We start from the raw sequence: 13626 nt of genomic DNA on the forward strand, positions 1-13626 counted from the left end.
TCACCAAGGAGAACGCCATGCCGAATGGCAAGCCACCCTTCCGCGCCGACCATGTGGGCAGCCTGCTGCGCCCCCCCGTGCTGCGGGAGGCCCGTGCCGCCCGCGCGGCCGGGCAGAAGGACGACGATGCCGTGCGCGAGGTCGAGGACCGCTGCATCGCCGACGCCATCCGCGAGCAGAAGAACGTCGGCCTCAAGGCCGTGACGGACGGCGAGTACCGCCGCGCCTTCTGGCATTTCGACTTCCTGGCGAAGCTCGGCGGCGTCGAGATGTACGAGGCCGATCAGGGCATTCAGTTCCAGGGCGGGCAGACGAAATCCTACGGCCTCAAGGTCACCTCGAAGCTCCGCTACGAGGCCCATCCCTTCGTGCAGGACTTTGCCTATGTCGCCGCCCATGCTGATGGCGCGGTGGCGAAGCAGACCATTCCCTCCCCCTCCGTGCTGCATTTCCGCGGCGGGCGGCGGGCGGTGGACGCGGCCGTCTATCCGGAGATGGACGCCTTCTTCGCGGACCTGGCCGGCGCCTACAACGGCGCGATGAAGGCCTTCGCCGCCGCCGGCTGCCGCTACCTGCAGCTTGACGAGGTGAACATCGCCTATCTCTGCGATCCGAATCAGGTCGCGATGCTCAAGGCCCGCGGTGACGACACCGACAACCTGCTGAACCGCTACGCGGACATCATCAACGGCACGATCGAGGGCCGGCCCTCGGACATGTTTGTCTCGATGCACCTCTGCCGCGGCAACTTCCAGTCGATGCACATCGCCGCCGGCGGCTACGACCCGGTGGCGGAGGTGCTGTTCAACGGCATCAACGTCGATGCCTACTTCATGGAATACGACGACGAGCGCTCGGGCAGCTTCGCGCCGCTGCGCTTCCTGCCGAAGGGCAAAACGGTGGTGCTGGGCCTCGTCACCAGCAAGCGCGGCGAGCTGGAGACGAAGGACGAGCTGAAGCGCCGGATCGAGGAGGCGGCGAAGCACTGCCCGATCGAGCAGCTCGCGCTTTCCCCGCAATGCGGCTTCGCCTCGACCGAGGAGGGCAACCTGCTGACCGTCGAGCAGCAATGGGCCAAGCTGCGGCTCTGCGTCGATGTCGCCCGCGAGGTCTGGGGCGAGGTGTAACCGGGCCGGGCCGGGGGCGTTCCCCGGCCCTTCCTACTTCTGGCGCGCGGCCTTGATGGTATCGGCCAGAGCGCGTAACGCTTCAGGCACGCCCTCCCCGGTCGCGCCGCTGATGAGCAGCGGCTCCTTCCCAATGGCGCGTGCCAGGGCCTTGATGCGCGAGGTCTTCGCCTGCGGCGTCATGGCGTCCATCTTGTTCAGCGCCACGATCTCGGGCTTGTCCACAAGCCCGCCGCCGTAGCCTTCAAGTTCCGCCCGCACGGTGCGGTAGGTCTCGACCGGGTCGGCCTGGGTGCCGTCGATGAGGTGCAGCAGCACCGCGCAGCGCTCGATATGGCCGAGGAAGCGGTCGCCGAGGCCTGCGCCCTCATGCGCGCCCTCGATCAGACCGGGGATGTCGGCCAGCACGAACTCCTCGGTCGCGTTCAGGCGCACGACACCGAGTTGCGGGTGCAGCGTGGTGAAGGGATAGTCTGCGATCTTCGGGCGGGCGGCGGAGCTGGCGGCCAGGAAGGTGGACTTGCCGGCATTGGGCAAGCCAACGAGGCCCGCATCCGCGATCAGCTTCAGCCGCAGCCAGACCCAGCGCTCCTCCCCGGGATAGCCGGGATCGGCGCGACGGGGCGCGCGGTTGGTGCTCGTCTTGTAATGGGCGTTGCCGTGGCCGCCATCGCCGCCGCGGCAGAGGATGGCGGTCTGGCCGGGCTCGATGAGGTCGGCGAGGACCGTTTCCTTGTCGTCGGCCAGGATCACGGTGCCGACCGGCACCTTCAGGATCACGTCGTCGGAAGCCGCGCCAGTCCGGTCCGAACCGGCGCCGTTGCCGCCTTTGCGGGCCTTGAAGTGCTGGGAATAGCGGTAGTCGATGAGGGTGTTCAGTCCCTCCACCGCCTGGGCGAGGACGTTGCCGCCGCGGCCGCCATTGCCGCCGTCCGGCCCACCGAACTCGATGTACTTCTCACGACGGAAGGCGACGACGCCGTTTCCGCCGTCACCGGCCTTCAGATAGACCTTGGCCTCGTCGAGGAACTTCATGGGAATCGGGGATCCAAAAACAGAAACGGGGGCCGCGAGGGGCCCCCGTGATCCATCGCTGTCGGGGGCCTTGGCCCTATTCGGCGGCAGCCGCCAGGGGCTCGACCGAGACGGCCACGCGGTGGTCCGCCTTGCGCTCGAACTTCACGACGCCGTCGACCAGCGCGTGGAGGGAGTGGGTGCGGCCGACGAGAACGTTGCGGCCAGCCATCATCTTCGTGCCGCGCTGGGTCACGATGATGTTGCCGGCGCGGACGGCCTGGCCGCCATAGAGCTTCACGCCGAGCCGCTTGCCGGCGGAGTCGCGCCCGTTGCGGGAGGAGCCGCCGGCCTTCTTGTGCGCCATGGTCTGTCTCCTTGGCTTATCTGGGGGCTTCTGGGATTAGGCCGCGATGTCGCCGATGCGCAGAACCGTCAGGTTCTGGCGGTGGCCATTCTTGCGGCGGCTGTTCTGGCGGCGGCGCTTCTTGAAGATGATCACCTTCTCGCCGCGCTTCTGCTCAAGCACCGTGGCGGTGACGGTCGCGCCGGGCACCGTCGGCGCGCCGATGGTCAGGCCGGACTCGCCGCCCACCGCCAGCACGTCGTGGAAGGTGATGGAGGCGCCGGCCTCACCCTCGAGCTTCTCCACGGTGAGGACGGCGTTCGGGGTCACGCGGTACTGCTTGCCGCCGGTGCGGATCACTGCGTAGGTCATGGGGGTGAGGGTCCGCTCTCGTCTCGGCCGGTTTGATGGAGGCCGGGCTGATCCTGGCCAGGTCGTGCTTGTACCGGCGGGGCCCGCACCCTGGAAGGGGGAGCTCACCGGAGAGGCGGGCATATAGCGGTCCGGAACCCGGCCCGTCAACATCGGTCTCGCTCATGGTGCGTTGCAAGGGGCGGCGGGGGGCATTATAGGGGCGCCACGCCGGAGAGGTGCCAGAGTGGCCGATTGGGCCGGTCTCGAAAACCGGAGTAGGGGCAACCCTACCGTGGGTTCGAATCCCACCCTCTCCGCCATTTTGCTTATACCGCCTGCGTCCGTGAGCCTCCGCCCACCTCCGAGCTTCGGAGGCGAGCTGTTGATGCGGCTCCGTTTTCTGCCCCGCAAGCCGCTGTTTTTTCGGTCCGTCCGGCAGCCCCCCCTCGCAACTCGTGGGCTGAGCTCACGGCCCAGGGGAGAAGCCAAAGTCGCCCAGATCAGAGGAAGGGCGGTCGAGGCGTTGCCCACCGGGCCGGAACGCAAGGCCATGGAACAGGCCTGTGCTCGAAGGCTGCAACGCCGCCCATTCCTATGGTGGCTTGTGTAGCCTCTCACCCCGTGAGTTCATCGCCAGCCATTCGCCTGCCCGGTCTTGCAGGCAGCACTCCAAGCCGCGACCTCCGCGGTGGATTCTTCCCAATCATACCGTTCCAAGTCGCTCGCGCCCGGGATGGAGGTGGTATCCGCCCCGTAGGTGCAGCGCGTTCTCCGGTGCTGCGGCTGCCCGGATAGCGCGATGGACGGGGTGTTGTGGCAATGCCGTGAGACGAGGGCGTCAGCCCCATACGGCGGAGATGATGCAGACTGTTCGGCCGCTCCCGTTATGCCGGGCCAGGGCTGCCGAGGGATTGTCGAGCTGAATGTAAGCCACGGCGAGTGGCGGCACAGACCTGTCACCCAGTCCCGGCGGCGCCCGAAACAGCGTTTGCGGGTAGCTGTCAGCATTACTACGGTCAGCCTCGGTTTGACGGAGTTACGTCATGTTTGCTGCCCTGGACCTCGCAAGCCGGGCTGCGATCGGCGCCGGGTTGGTCCTGGCCTCCGCCTGGTTGGCGACGCAAGCCCTCGAGGTCGTCCTGCGCCGCCGGGGCTCGATTTGGCATATCCCCGCTTCACGGCGAAGCCGGCGCGTCCTTGAGGCGTACGCGTTCGCCGTAGCAATGGCCCTTCTCGCCGCAGCGCTCGCCAGTTGGCTCGGCACGATCCTCGGCGTGCCTTTCTGGTTTGGAGCAGCTATAGCCGCAGCCGCGTCGTTGTGGGCCACACTCAGGGTGGCCAAGCTGTTCCAGCAGGTTCGGGAATTGGGCGAGACCCTGATTGCCGATGGCGTGACGGAGGTGGCCCTTGACCCCCTACCGGCCGCCGCTCCTCCAGCGGGCGGCCGCCGCATCGTCATCCTGTGCGACGGGACCGGTAACCGCCCACCAGACGCCGATGACCCTGCCGCAACAAACGTGTGGAAGCTGGGGCAGGCGCTGGTCGAGGATGAGACCCAGACGATCTGGTACGATCCAGGCGTCGGCACCGGCACGTCGCGCGCGGCCCGGGCAGGTGCCGCCTTGGAGCGGTGGGCGGGGTGGCTATGGCTTTCTCCGCTGGCGACGGCGCTCGGCATTGCCGGGCGACTGCGGCAGGGGTGGGAAGGCCTGACCGGTACGGGCATCACCGAAAACATCTTGGATGGCTACGCCGAGATTGTCCGCCAGTACCGTCCCGGCGACCGCATCTACATCTTCGGCTTCTCCCGCGGCGCCTACACGGCGCGCGCGATCGCCGGGGTGATCCGCACCTGTGGGCTTCTGAAGGCGTCCAACCTTCGCTACGCGCCCGCCTTGGTGTCGCTCTACTCGGCCCAGCGCGGCCGGGTAGGAGAAAGCCGCAGCACCGGCGTACCGGTCCAGGACGAGTTCGTCTGGCGCGAGGTTCCCATCGAGATGCTGGGCGTGTTCGACACGGTCGCCTCGCTGGGCGCGCCGCTCTGGGGTTGGTGGTTCAAGCCCCAGGGATTTGAGAGCCGGGCACTCAACACCAGCCCGATGCCAAACTGCCGCCATGTCTACCACGCGCTCTCCATGGACGAGCGTCGGGCCACCTTCTTCCCAACCCTGTTCTGGAAGGCTGGGGGCACCCGCTCCGGGTGGACGGAGACCCTGGAGCAGGTCTGGTTCCGGGGCGTGCACGCCGATATCGGGGGCGGATACCCGGAGACTGGCCTGTCCGATATCACCCTCGGATGGATGCTCGAGCGGGCCATGAGGCATGACCTCGCTGTCAGGCCCGGCACTCTCGCGGCGTTGAAGCCCGACCCGATGGCGCGCCTCCACGACGAGACGTCGCGCCGCCCATCCTGGAGCTGGCTAGGTACCTGGCCGCGATGGGCGCAGGTCTTTGGTGGGCCACCAACCACCGGTGCGGGCATCTCGGTCCACAGCAGTGTCTTTGAGCGGGCGCAAAGGGTTTACGCGAAGACGGGCCGCTACGATCTCCATGACCTTCGCCCCGGCGAGACAGTGGCCTTCCGCGCGGAGGCGCACCGGCAGTGGGACCGAACCGGGCTTATCCTTCAGGGCGATCCCGATCGGCCAATCTACTACCGGCTGCGGTGGGTAGGCGGCCTTTGGCGTGACGCCAGTTGCCCCCCATGCGGACCTGCGGGCAACGTGGCGGGGGAGCGGCCGGGTGACCCGCGGTGGCGAGCGCGCTGGCGCAGGCGTGTCCGGGGGGCGCCCTGGATGACCCTTTGCGTCACGATCGCCGGGCCGCGGCGATGGCCTCTGCGCGAGTTGCCGCTCGGCTTGGCCTTCGCCTACCTGCTCAAGCGCGATCCCAGGCTCTTGCTGAACCAACTGGCTCCGATCGGGCAGAGCCTGACGATGGAAGGCAGCAGCGTTCTTATCCGGAGCGAGCGTCCCGCAGGCATGCTCTACCTGTTCGCCAATGATCTCTGGCAGACCTACCTCAACAACTCCGGGGAACTCGAACTGGAGCTGACCAGACTTGACGGGAAGCTTGGCCTGGAGGAGGCGGTCTGGGTGCTTCCAAGAATAGGTCCTTGGCACTTCGTATCGCCGAGTTGAAGTGTTGCGCCTGGTTGAAGGACGGTTGCTCCCTTGCCAGTTGAACCATGCCCCCTCTGGATTGACCACGCCATCTGCTTGCTACGGTGCTCGAGTGCAGGCTCCTGAAAGTTCCTGGTACGACGCGAATGCTGCCCGGCTGGCGGCTGCCTATGAGGCGGTCCCACCGACGGTTACCCGCGACTGGCTGGCCGATCTGCTGCCCGCACCTCCTGCGGTCATTATCGATGTCGGTGCGGGCACCGGCCGTGACGCGGGCGCCTACGCCGGGGCTGGATACGAGGTCGTCGCCATCGAGCCCTCGACCGCGATGCGGGCGGAAGCCGAGGCACGGCACCCCTCACCAAGGATTCGCTGGCTCGCGGACAGCCTGCCCGCCCTGACGACGGCGTCCCGCTCGGGTGTTGCGGCCGACGTGGTATCCCTGAGCGCGGTCTGGCAGCACGTCGCGCCCTCAGACCGGCCACGTGCCTTCCGGAAGCTAGTAGGTCTTTTAAGGCCGGGCGGGCTGCTCGTCATGACCCTGCGCCACGGACCTGACGATGGGCGCGGCGGACACCCTGTCAGCTTCGCTGAGGTCGAGACCTTGGCTCGTAGCCACGGCATGCAGGTGGTTCGCGCTGTGCCGTCTCCCGACCTCCAGGGACGCCCTGACATTTCCTGGACCGCCGTAGTCCTCCGCCTGCCGGATGACGCGGCGGGCGCCCTGCCGCAGCTGCCCCACCTCATCTTGCCGGAGGTCAAGAACGCCACCTACACATTAGGCACTCCGGCTCGCCCAATTGGCGCACGAGCCGAGCGAAGACGCGGCTGAACACGACCAAGTGGCACCATCGCACGAGGCGGTTGTACAGGGCCTCGTGTGGCCCGTACTCGGCAGACGCGTCGCGCCAGCGCGGCCCATTGCGGATCACGTGGATGATGCCGCTGACCACCCGCTGATCGTCGATCCGAGGCAGCCTGTGCGAGAGCGGGAGGAGGGCGCAACCCGCCGGATCTGCGCCCTCGTGAGCCAGTACAGGTCAGCCATGGCAGCACCTCCGGCCGCCATCGAGATCAGGTGCTAGCCCTATCAACGGGTCCTGAGCCTAGTTCGGGCAGCGGTCTTCACGGCTCCAATGCCGGGGGATGCGTGGCCCAGTGAAGCCAGGACGGCCATCCGCAACGCGCTGGAGTAGATCGCGGACCTCAGCTGCGATGATGGTCACGCTGCGCGGGGTCGAGTTGCCGCTGTGACCGGCTATGTCGTCCAGATCAACAATCTTGGCGTTCGGCGCATACGCTGCCACCTCCATCACACCGCTCTCTCCCGGAGTGAGAAGCTGGTCGAAGCAATTTGGCATAAGTAGCAGCCGCGCCTTGATGGAGCGCGCGGCTGCGCGCAGGTCGCCGTTGAAAGGAGGCGTCCTGGCGATATCGTGGTCCACGATCGCCCAGGTGCGGTAAACCCAGTCACGAGCATCGGTGGCGTTGCCGAGCTGATCGGTCGTCGTGGCGTAGAAGCGCTCGACAGAAGCGCGGTCTTGGAACATCTCCGCAAAGGACTCTGGCGAGAAGCCGAAGGCGTTCTGGATGTTGATCCCAATGCCCGTGCCGCGGCGCGGCGGATCGTTAGCCGGATAGTTCCCGTTCTGCCACTTGGGGTCGAGCATGATGGCTTGGCGCGCGGCCTCCCAGATGAAGTTCGTCTGCCGGGTCGCATTTGCCTGTGGAACGATGGGAATGACTGCATCCATGAAATCTGGGTAGCTGACCGCCCATTGCAGGCTGCCTATCCCGCCCATCGAAATGCCCGTGACCGCAACCAGATGGCGGATGTTCAGGCACTCGGTCAGTAGCCGGTGCTCGGCTTGCACCATGTCGCGAATGCCAAAGCGTGGAAAATTCATGTTCATGCCGGATCGCGTTGGCGACGTTGTGGCATTCGGATCCGTCGACGCCACGCCCAGCGTATCAGGCTGGATGACGAAGTAGCGATCGGTGTCGAACGCTCGTCCTGGCCCGGCAAGGAAGCTCTGCGCGTCCCGATTGCCCCGCAGTCCATGAATGGAAAGGATGGCGTTGCTGCGCTCGGCGTTGAGGGTGCCGTGCGTGATGTAGGTCATGCGTAGGTTGGGAATGGACGCGCCGCTCTCGAGCTTCAGTTCACCCAGATCGCAGGTCTGGACAGGAGACGCCTGAGCGGCAGCCGGTGCGCTTCCCAAGGAACTGGCCAAAGTCACGGCAAGACCGAGAGCGGCTAGAACCATTCGCTCTCCAAGACTGCTGGTCAACCATCCCGCTTTTCTTCCGCCTGGGCGCGGAGCAAGCAATTCTCTCATTCTGTTTCCTCCTTGGGGCTTTTGCCCTGCCCCGCGGAGGACGCTACGACCCGGATAATCGAGGTACAACTGGGGAGACACCGCTTAGGCAACCCTAGGTGCTTAGAGGCCCATAGGCGTATCCGCGAACAAGCGAGGCAGCGAGTCAGCCAGGCACACTGAGAGGATGCGCGCGTCCTCTTCGCCGACACTCGTGAAAGCGTGGCGCATGGTGCTGTCGATGTAGACGCTGTCGCCCTCATCGAGACGCGTTGGCTCGTAGTACTCGGTGTGGAGCTCGATGCTGCCCGAGATGACGTAGATGTACTCCTCGCCCTCGTGGCTGGCCCAGCTCTCCGGCGGCAGGACCTCACGCGTGCGAATGGTCATGAGCAGCGGAACCATGGCCTTCCGGGTCAGCTCGTTGCAGGGCACCAGGTAGTCGTAGCTGTTAAAGCCGAAGCGTACGCCTTCGCCGCGCTTCGAGATCACACGCCGCCCCATGGCGAAGCGCGGGCTGGCCGGGCTGAGCAGGTCGTCTATCCGCAGCCCTAGGGCGCGGGCCACCCGGGACACAGTGTCGAACGAGGCGCCACTCTTCCCGTTCTCGACTTTCGACAGGGTGCCGACCGCCACCCCACTTTCCCGGGAGAGGTGCGCGAGGGTCCACTGCTTGGCCCTGCGGCCGTCACCCAGTTTCCGCCCTACTTCCGGCTGGCCCAACACAACCGCCGCACCAGGACGCCGGACCTCCTCCGGAGCAAGGTGCGCCAGAGCGGTTTGCTTGCGCTCCTCAGACTTAGCCATCGTACATGCCCCCGGTTTTCGATTTCGAAAATTCTTGCGGATCGTCGAAAATAGGAGAAACATACCACCGTCACGGGGGAACGGCACCATGAAGGTTGCGATCGCCAGCTTCGAGTTCGAGGGGAACACGCTCTCCGACCAACTCCACCGGCGTGAGGACTTCGCCCGCAAGGTGCTGGCTGAAGGCACCGCGGTGATGCCCGCTGTTGAGGGCCGTGACCTGGCAGTCACCGGTGGCATCGAGACCCTCCAGGCGGCGGGCTTCACGCTCCATCCCGTTCTCGTGGCGCATGGTGGCTCCGGTGGCAGGGTGGAAGGCGCCTTCTACCGGGACACCCGGGACCGCATCGTCACGGGCATCGCCGCCCTGGCGCCACTCGACGGCGTGTTCCTGGCCCTGCACGGCGCCATGATCTCCGAGGACGAGGACGATCCGGAAGGCGAGATCCTCTGGCGCCTGCGCGAGGCGCTCGGCCCTGATGTGCCCATTGCTGCCAGCCTCGACCTGCACGCGCATGTCACGCCGCGCATGGTGGAGGCCGCCACCATCCTGGTCGGCTACGAAACCTACCCGCACGTCGATGCCCACGGCACCGGCGTCCGCGCCGCGCAGCTCCTCGTGAACACCCTCCTAGGGAAGGTACGGCCGGTGATGCGGCTGAAGCGGCTCGACGCCCTCCTCCCGGTCGCCGCGGGCGCCACCAACGGCGATATGCCGATGGCCCGATTGCGGGTCGCGGCCCGCAAGGCGGAGCAGGAAGGCCGGGTTCTCTCGGTCAGCTACTTCCCTGTCCAGCCCTGGCTCGACATCCTGGACCTGGGCATCGCGGGGCTGGCCATCGCCGACAAAGACGCCGCGGCCGCCGAGCAGGTGGCCGATGCCATCGTGCGCGATATGTGGGACCGGCGGCGGGAGTTCGAAATCCCCCTGCTCACGCCCGACGCGGCGGTGCAGCGCGCCCTGGGCCACCCGGCGAGGCGCGTGTTGATCTCGGATGCGCCGGACTGCGTCGGTGGCGGGGCGCCCGGTGATGCCCCGGCCATGCTCGCTGCCCTGCTGCGAAATGCGGCGCACGTCCCGGCCGCCGTGCTGGTTGTCGACCCGCCTGCGGCTGCTGCCGCGAAGGCGTCCGGGATTGGGGCGACGCTCCGCATCAAGCTGGGTTCCAAGCTGGACCCCCGCTTCCATCCACCCGTCGAAGTGGAGGCGTTGGTGGAGAGCCTGCACGACGGTCGCTTCGTGTACAGCGGCGGCATCAGCGCGGGCACCCCTGGCAATATGGGCGACACCGCCGTGCTGCGGGTGGGTGAGCTGCGGATCGTCGTGCCGACCTTCGCCACTTACGAGTACGCCGACGAGCAGTACCGCGCCGCCGGCATCGACATCGCCTCATGCCGCATCGTCGTGCTGAAGAATCCGATGAACTTCCGGACGCTGCTCGATGAGGAGACGGACTGGCTGATGATTTCGGGTGCCGGTCCCACCACGCCGAGCCTTGAGAGCATCGACTGGCGGGTGAAGCAGCGACCCTTCTGGCCCTGCGACGACCTTCCGGAGCCCAAGTACCTCGGAGAACACCGCCAGTGAACAAGCCGATCCTATCCTGGCCCGCGCCCCGGAAGATGGCGTCGCACGCCCCGGCTGATCCACGCTTTGCCGGCGGTACGGCCTGGGTCGACGGCGCCGTCGTTCCCGTCGCCGAGGCCACCCTGCCCTTGCTCGATTGGGGGTTCCTGCGCTCGGACGCGTGCCAGGAGACGATTTCCGCCCGCGACGGTGTCCTCTTTCGGCTGGACGACCACCTGACCCGCTTCGAACGGTCGCTGGGGCGCCTGCGCATGACCTCGCCATTGGCGCGTGAGGAGATCCGTCAGGCTGTCCACGCGCTGATCGCGGCCGCTGGGTTCCGTGACGCCTACGTGCAGATCATCATGACGCGCGGCAGACCCCCAATCGGCAGCCGCGACCTCCGGCTCTGCATCAACCGCTTCCAAGCTTTTTGCATCCCCTATGTCTGGATTGCGCCGCCGGAGGTGCAGGAGCGCGGAATGCACCTGCATGTCAGCCGCCGTCTGCGCGTGCCGCCCGCCTCCGTCGATCCGATGGTGAAGCATTACCACTGGCTCGACTTCGAGATGGGCCTGATGGAAGCCTATGATGCCGGTGCCGAGACGGTGGTGCTCTGCGACACCGACGGCAACATCACCGAGGGGCCTGGCTTCAACATCTTCATTCGCCAGGGCGACCGGCTGCTGACCCCGCGGCAGGGCATGCTGGACGGCATGACGCGCCGCACGGTGCTGGAGCTCTGCGCCGATCTCGGCATCGCGGTCGAGCAGACCGAGGTCTCGCTCGACGCGCTGCGAGGCGCCCAGGAGGTGTTCCTGACCACCACGGCGGGCGGCGTGCTGCCGGTGACCCGAGTGGACGACGTCGCCATCCGGAACGGGCCGGGCGCCTACACGCGGCGCCTGCACGAAGCCTACTGGTCGCGCCGAGCCGAAGGATGGCTCGGCGAGCCGGTCGACTACGCCACCTCACTCCCTCCAGCGAAGCAGGTGACCTGATGATTGATCGTCGTGGCCTTCTTGCCTCTGCGGGAGCGGCGATACTCGCCCGCCCCGCCTTGGCCCAGCCCGCGTCCGCGCGCGTGCTCCGCTTCGTGCCAGAGACGGGGTTGATCGTCCTGGATCCCATCGTCACCACCGCGGCCGTCACCACCATGCACGGCTACGCGGTGTTCGACACGCTCTACGGCGTGGATGAGCAGCTCCAGCCACAGCCCCAGATGGCCGAGGGCGCTCGCAGCGGCGACGACGGCCTGAGTTGGGAAATCCGGCTACGGGAGGGCCTGCGCTTCCACGACGGCGAGCCGGTCCGGGCGCGCGACTGCGCCGCCAGCCTGCAGCGCTGGAGCAAGCGGGACAGCTTCGGCCAGGCACTCGCCGCGGCGGTCGAAACCTGGGAGGCATCGGACGACCGCACGCTGCGCATCCGGCTGAAGCGGCCGTTTCCGCAACTGCTCCGCGCCATCGGCAAGCCGCATTCCTCGCCCGCCTTCATCATGCCGGAGCGGATTGCGCAGACGGACGCGATGATTCCGGTGACTGAGATGATCGGCTCCGGCCCCTTCCGCTTTCAGCGGGATGAGTACGTCGCAGGCAGCCGGGTGGTCTACACGCGCTTCGACGCCTACAAGCCGCGCGACGAGGCCGCTTCCTGGAGCGCCGGTGGCAAGCGGGCGCATTTTGAGCGCGTCGAGTGGCACATCATGCCCGACGCCGCAACCGCCAGTGCTGCATTGCAGGCGGGAGAGGTGGATTGGTTGGAGACGGTTCAGGGCGACCTCGTGCCCGTGATGAAGCGGAGCCGCCAGATCAACGTCCGACCGTTGAATCCATTGGGCCTGATCCTCGGCATGCGCTTCAACCACGCGACGGCGCCCTTCAACAACGTGGCGCTCCGCCGCGCGATCCTCTCCGCCGTCAATCAGGACGACTACCTCCAGGCCGTGACGGGCGGCGACGCAGAGAGCTTCCGCCTATGCCGCGCGATGTTCCCTTGCGGCTTGCCCGGTGTGAACGAGCTGGGCGCGGAAGCGATGCTGCAGCCACCGGACCTCGGTAGGGCGCGAGCGGCCGTGACAGCGGCAGGCTACAAGGGAGAGAAGGTGGTTCTCCTGCACGCCTCCGACCACCCCATCGTCGGCCCGCTCGGCGACATCACGGCGGACCTGCTTCGCAAGCTCAACATGAACGTCGAGCAGCAAACAATGGATTGGGGCACCGTAGTGCAGCGGCGGACCTCCAGGGAGCCGGTCGAGAAGGGCGGCTGGAGCATCTTTCACACGACCTGGCCGGGGTCCTCCGTCGCCAATCCCGCGGAGAACCTCTACATCCGCGGGCAAGGCGCCACCGGCTGGTTCGGCTGGCATGACAGCCCTGAGCTGGAGAAGCTGTCCGCGGATTGGCTACAGAGTACCGACGCGGCCGAGCGGCAGAAGTTGCTGGACGCCGTGCAGCGGAGCGCGTTCGAGACGGTGCCGGTGGTACCGCTCGGGCAAATGCTGCCTAACATGGCGCACCGCACCAGCCTCACCGGCATCGTCACCGCGTCGGCACCCGCCTTCTGGAATGTGCGACGGGGCTGAGGCCGACGCTCCTGGCTGCCGCGCGCCGACCTTGGCGCGCGTCCTCCTCTCCCCCTGGAGTTTCGCTTATGAGATCTTTGCCGAAGGCGCTTGAGGCGAGCACCGCTGCCCTCCGCGGGATAACGCCCGATGCCATCGCAAAGGCCGCCATGGCACCCGTCTGCCGACGTGTGCAGGCGAATGCGAGGAAGATCCGAAAGGGCGAGTTGGAAAGCAGGAGAAATTCTCCCGAGGCCCTGCGCGACGACAATGAGAGCCGTCCTCATCTAGTCCTGGGCCATCGGGCGCCGCAGAAATACCATTCTTTAGCAAACCGTTCAGGGCAGCTGGAGGGCTCCGTAGCTGTCGGATGCCGACGCTGGATCTGGACCACCAAACCCAAGCGCC

The 13626-nt window shown here is 66.9% G+C and carries 12 protein-coding genes and 1 tRNA gene; 7 read left to right on the top strand and 6 right to left on the bottom strand.

The features are described from left to right. Window positions 1-17: 17 nt before the first annotated feature. The gene (locus tag D9599_RS02030) at window positions 18-1127 is read left to right on the top strand and encodes a 5-methyltetrahydropteroyltriglutamate--homocysteine S-methyltransferase (RefSeq protein ID WP_198379510.1); all 1110 of its coding nucleotides are present in this window, start codon (window positions 18-20) and stop codon (window positions 1125-1127) included. A gap of 33 nt (window positions 1128-1160) precedes the next feature. Here D9599_RS02030 and obgE read toward each other — a convergent pair whose 3' ends face one another. The 3 genes from obgE to rplU all read right to left on the bottom strand — a co-directional run bounded on the left by obgE (window position 1161) and on the right by rplU (window position 2859). Further along, on the bottom strand, window positions 1161-2162 hold the full coding sequence (gene obgE, locus D9599_RS02035; RefSeq protein WP_198379511.1) for a GTPase ObgE: 1002 nt from the start codon (window positions 2160-2162) through the stop codon (window positions 1161-1163). Between the two features lie 76 nt (window positions 2163-2238). Beyond that, the gene (rpmA, locus tag D9599_RS02040) at window positions 2239-2508 is read right to left on the bottom strand and encodes a 50S ribosomal protein L27 (RefSeq protein ID WP_043832062.1); all 270 of its coding nucleotides are present in this window, start codon (window positions 2506-2508) and stop codon (window positions 2239-2241) included. Window positions 2509-2544: 36 nt separating this feature from the next. Further along, complete coding sequence (gene rplU / locus D9599_RS02045; RefSeq protein WP_198379512.1) at window positions 2545-2859, bottom strand: 50S ribosomal protein L21; 315 nt, start codon at window positions 2857-2859, stop codon at window positions 2545-2547. 212 nt (window positions 2860-3071) lie between these two features. On the opposite strand from rplU, the gene D9599_RS02050 reads away from it, so the two are divergent. The 3 genes from D9599_RS02050 to D9599_RS02060 all read left to right on the top strand — a co-directional run bounded on the left by D9599_RS02050 (window position 3072) and on the right by D9599_RS02060 (window position 6795). Beyond that, window positions 3072-3161: transfer RNA gene (locus tag D9599_RS02050), tRNA-Ser, on the top strand. Window positions 3162-4205: 1044 nt separating this feature from the next. Next, complete coding sequence (locus tag D9599_RS02055) at window positions 4206-5981, top strand: DUF2235 domain-containing protein (RefSeq protein ID WP_198379513.1); 1776 nt, start codon at window positions 4206-4208, stop codon at window positions 5979-5981. A gap of 94 nt (window positions 5982-6075) precedes the next feature. After that, window positions 6076-6795 carry a bifunctional 2-polyprenyl-6-hydroxyphenol methylase/3-demethylubiquinol 3-O-methyltransferase UbiG gene (locus D9599_RS02060; protein WP_198379514.1) on the top strand — a complete coding sequence of 240 codons (720 nt, stop codon included), beginning with the start codon at window positions 6076-6078 and terminating at the stop codon, window positions 6793-6795. Here the strand turns inward: D9599_RS02060 and D9599_RS32385 are convergent. The 3 genes from D9599_RS32385 to D9599_RS02075 form a co-directional block, all read right to left on the bottom strand. Then, window positions 6722-6916, bottom strand: a complete 195-nt coding sequence (locus tag D9599_RS32385) for a transposase (protein WP_375373024.1) — start codon at window positions 6914-6916, stop codon at window positions 6722-6724. The two genes, D9599_RS02060 and D9599_RS32385, sit on opposite strands and share 74 nt — an antisense overlap. A gap of 153 nt (window positions 6917-7069) precedes the next feature. Next, complete coding sequence (locus tag D9599_RS02070; protein WP_198379515.1) at window positions 7070-8230, bottom strand: alpha/beta fold hydrolase; 1161 nt, start codon at window positions 8228-8230, stop codon at window positions 7070-7072. Window positions 8231-8404: 174 nt separating this feature from the next. Continuing rightward, window positions 8405-9178, bottom strand: a complete 774-nt coding sequence (locus D9599_RS02075; RefSeq protein WP_309228512.1) for an XRE family transcriptional regulator — start codon at window positions 9176-9178, stop codon at window positions 8405-8407. On the opposite strand from D9599_RS02075, the gene D9599_RS02080 reads away from it, so the two are divergent. The 3 genes from D9599_RS02080 to D9599_RS02090 are packed head-to-tail and all read left to right on the top strand — an operon-like array spanning window position 9177 to window position 13239. Continuing rightward, window positions 9177-10676, top strand: coding sequence for a M81 family metallopeptidase (locus D9599_RS02080; RefSeq protein WP_198379517.1), 1500 nt, complete (start codon window positions 9177-9179; stop codon window positions 10674-10676). The two genes, D9599_RS02075 and D9599_RS02080, sit on opposite strands and share 2 nt — an antisense overlap. After that, window positions 10673-11656: an aminotransferase class IV gene (locus tag D9599_RS02085; RefSeq protein ID WP_198379518.1), complete on the top strand. Its 984-nt coding sequence runs from the start codon at window positions 10673-10675 to the stop codon at window positions 11654-11656. Before D9599_RS02080 ends, D9599_RS02085 begins: the two co-directional genes overlap by 4 nt. Continuing rightward, complete coding sequence (locus D9599_RS02090; RefSeq protein WP_198379519.1) at window positions 11656-13239, top strand: ABC transporter substrate-binding protein; 1584 nt, start codon at window positions 11656-11658, stop codon at window positions 13237-13239. The genes D9599_RS02085 and D9599_RS02090 overlap by 1 nt, the downstream gene beginning before the upstream one ends. The last annotated feature ends 387 nt before the right edge of the window (window positions 13240-13626 follow it).

Source organism: Roseomonas sp. KE2513 (assembly GCF_016107305.1).
GTDB lineage: Bacteria > Pseudomonadota > Alphaproteobacteria > Acetobacterales > Acetobacteraceae > Roseomonas.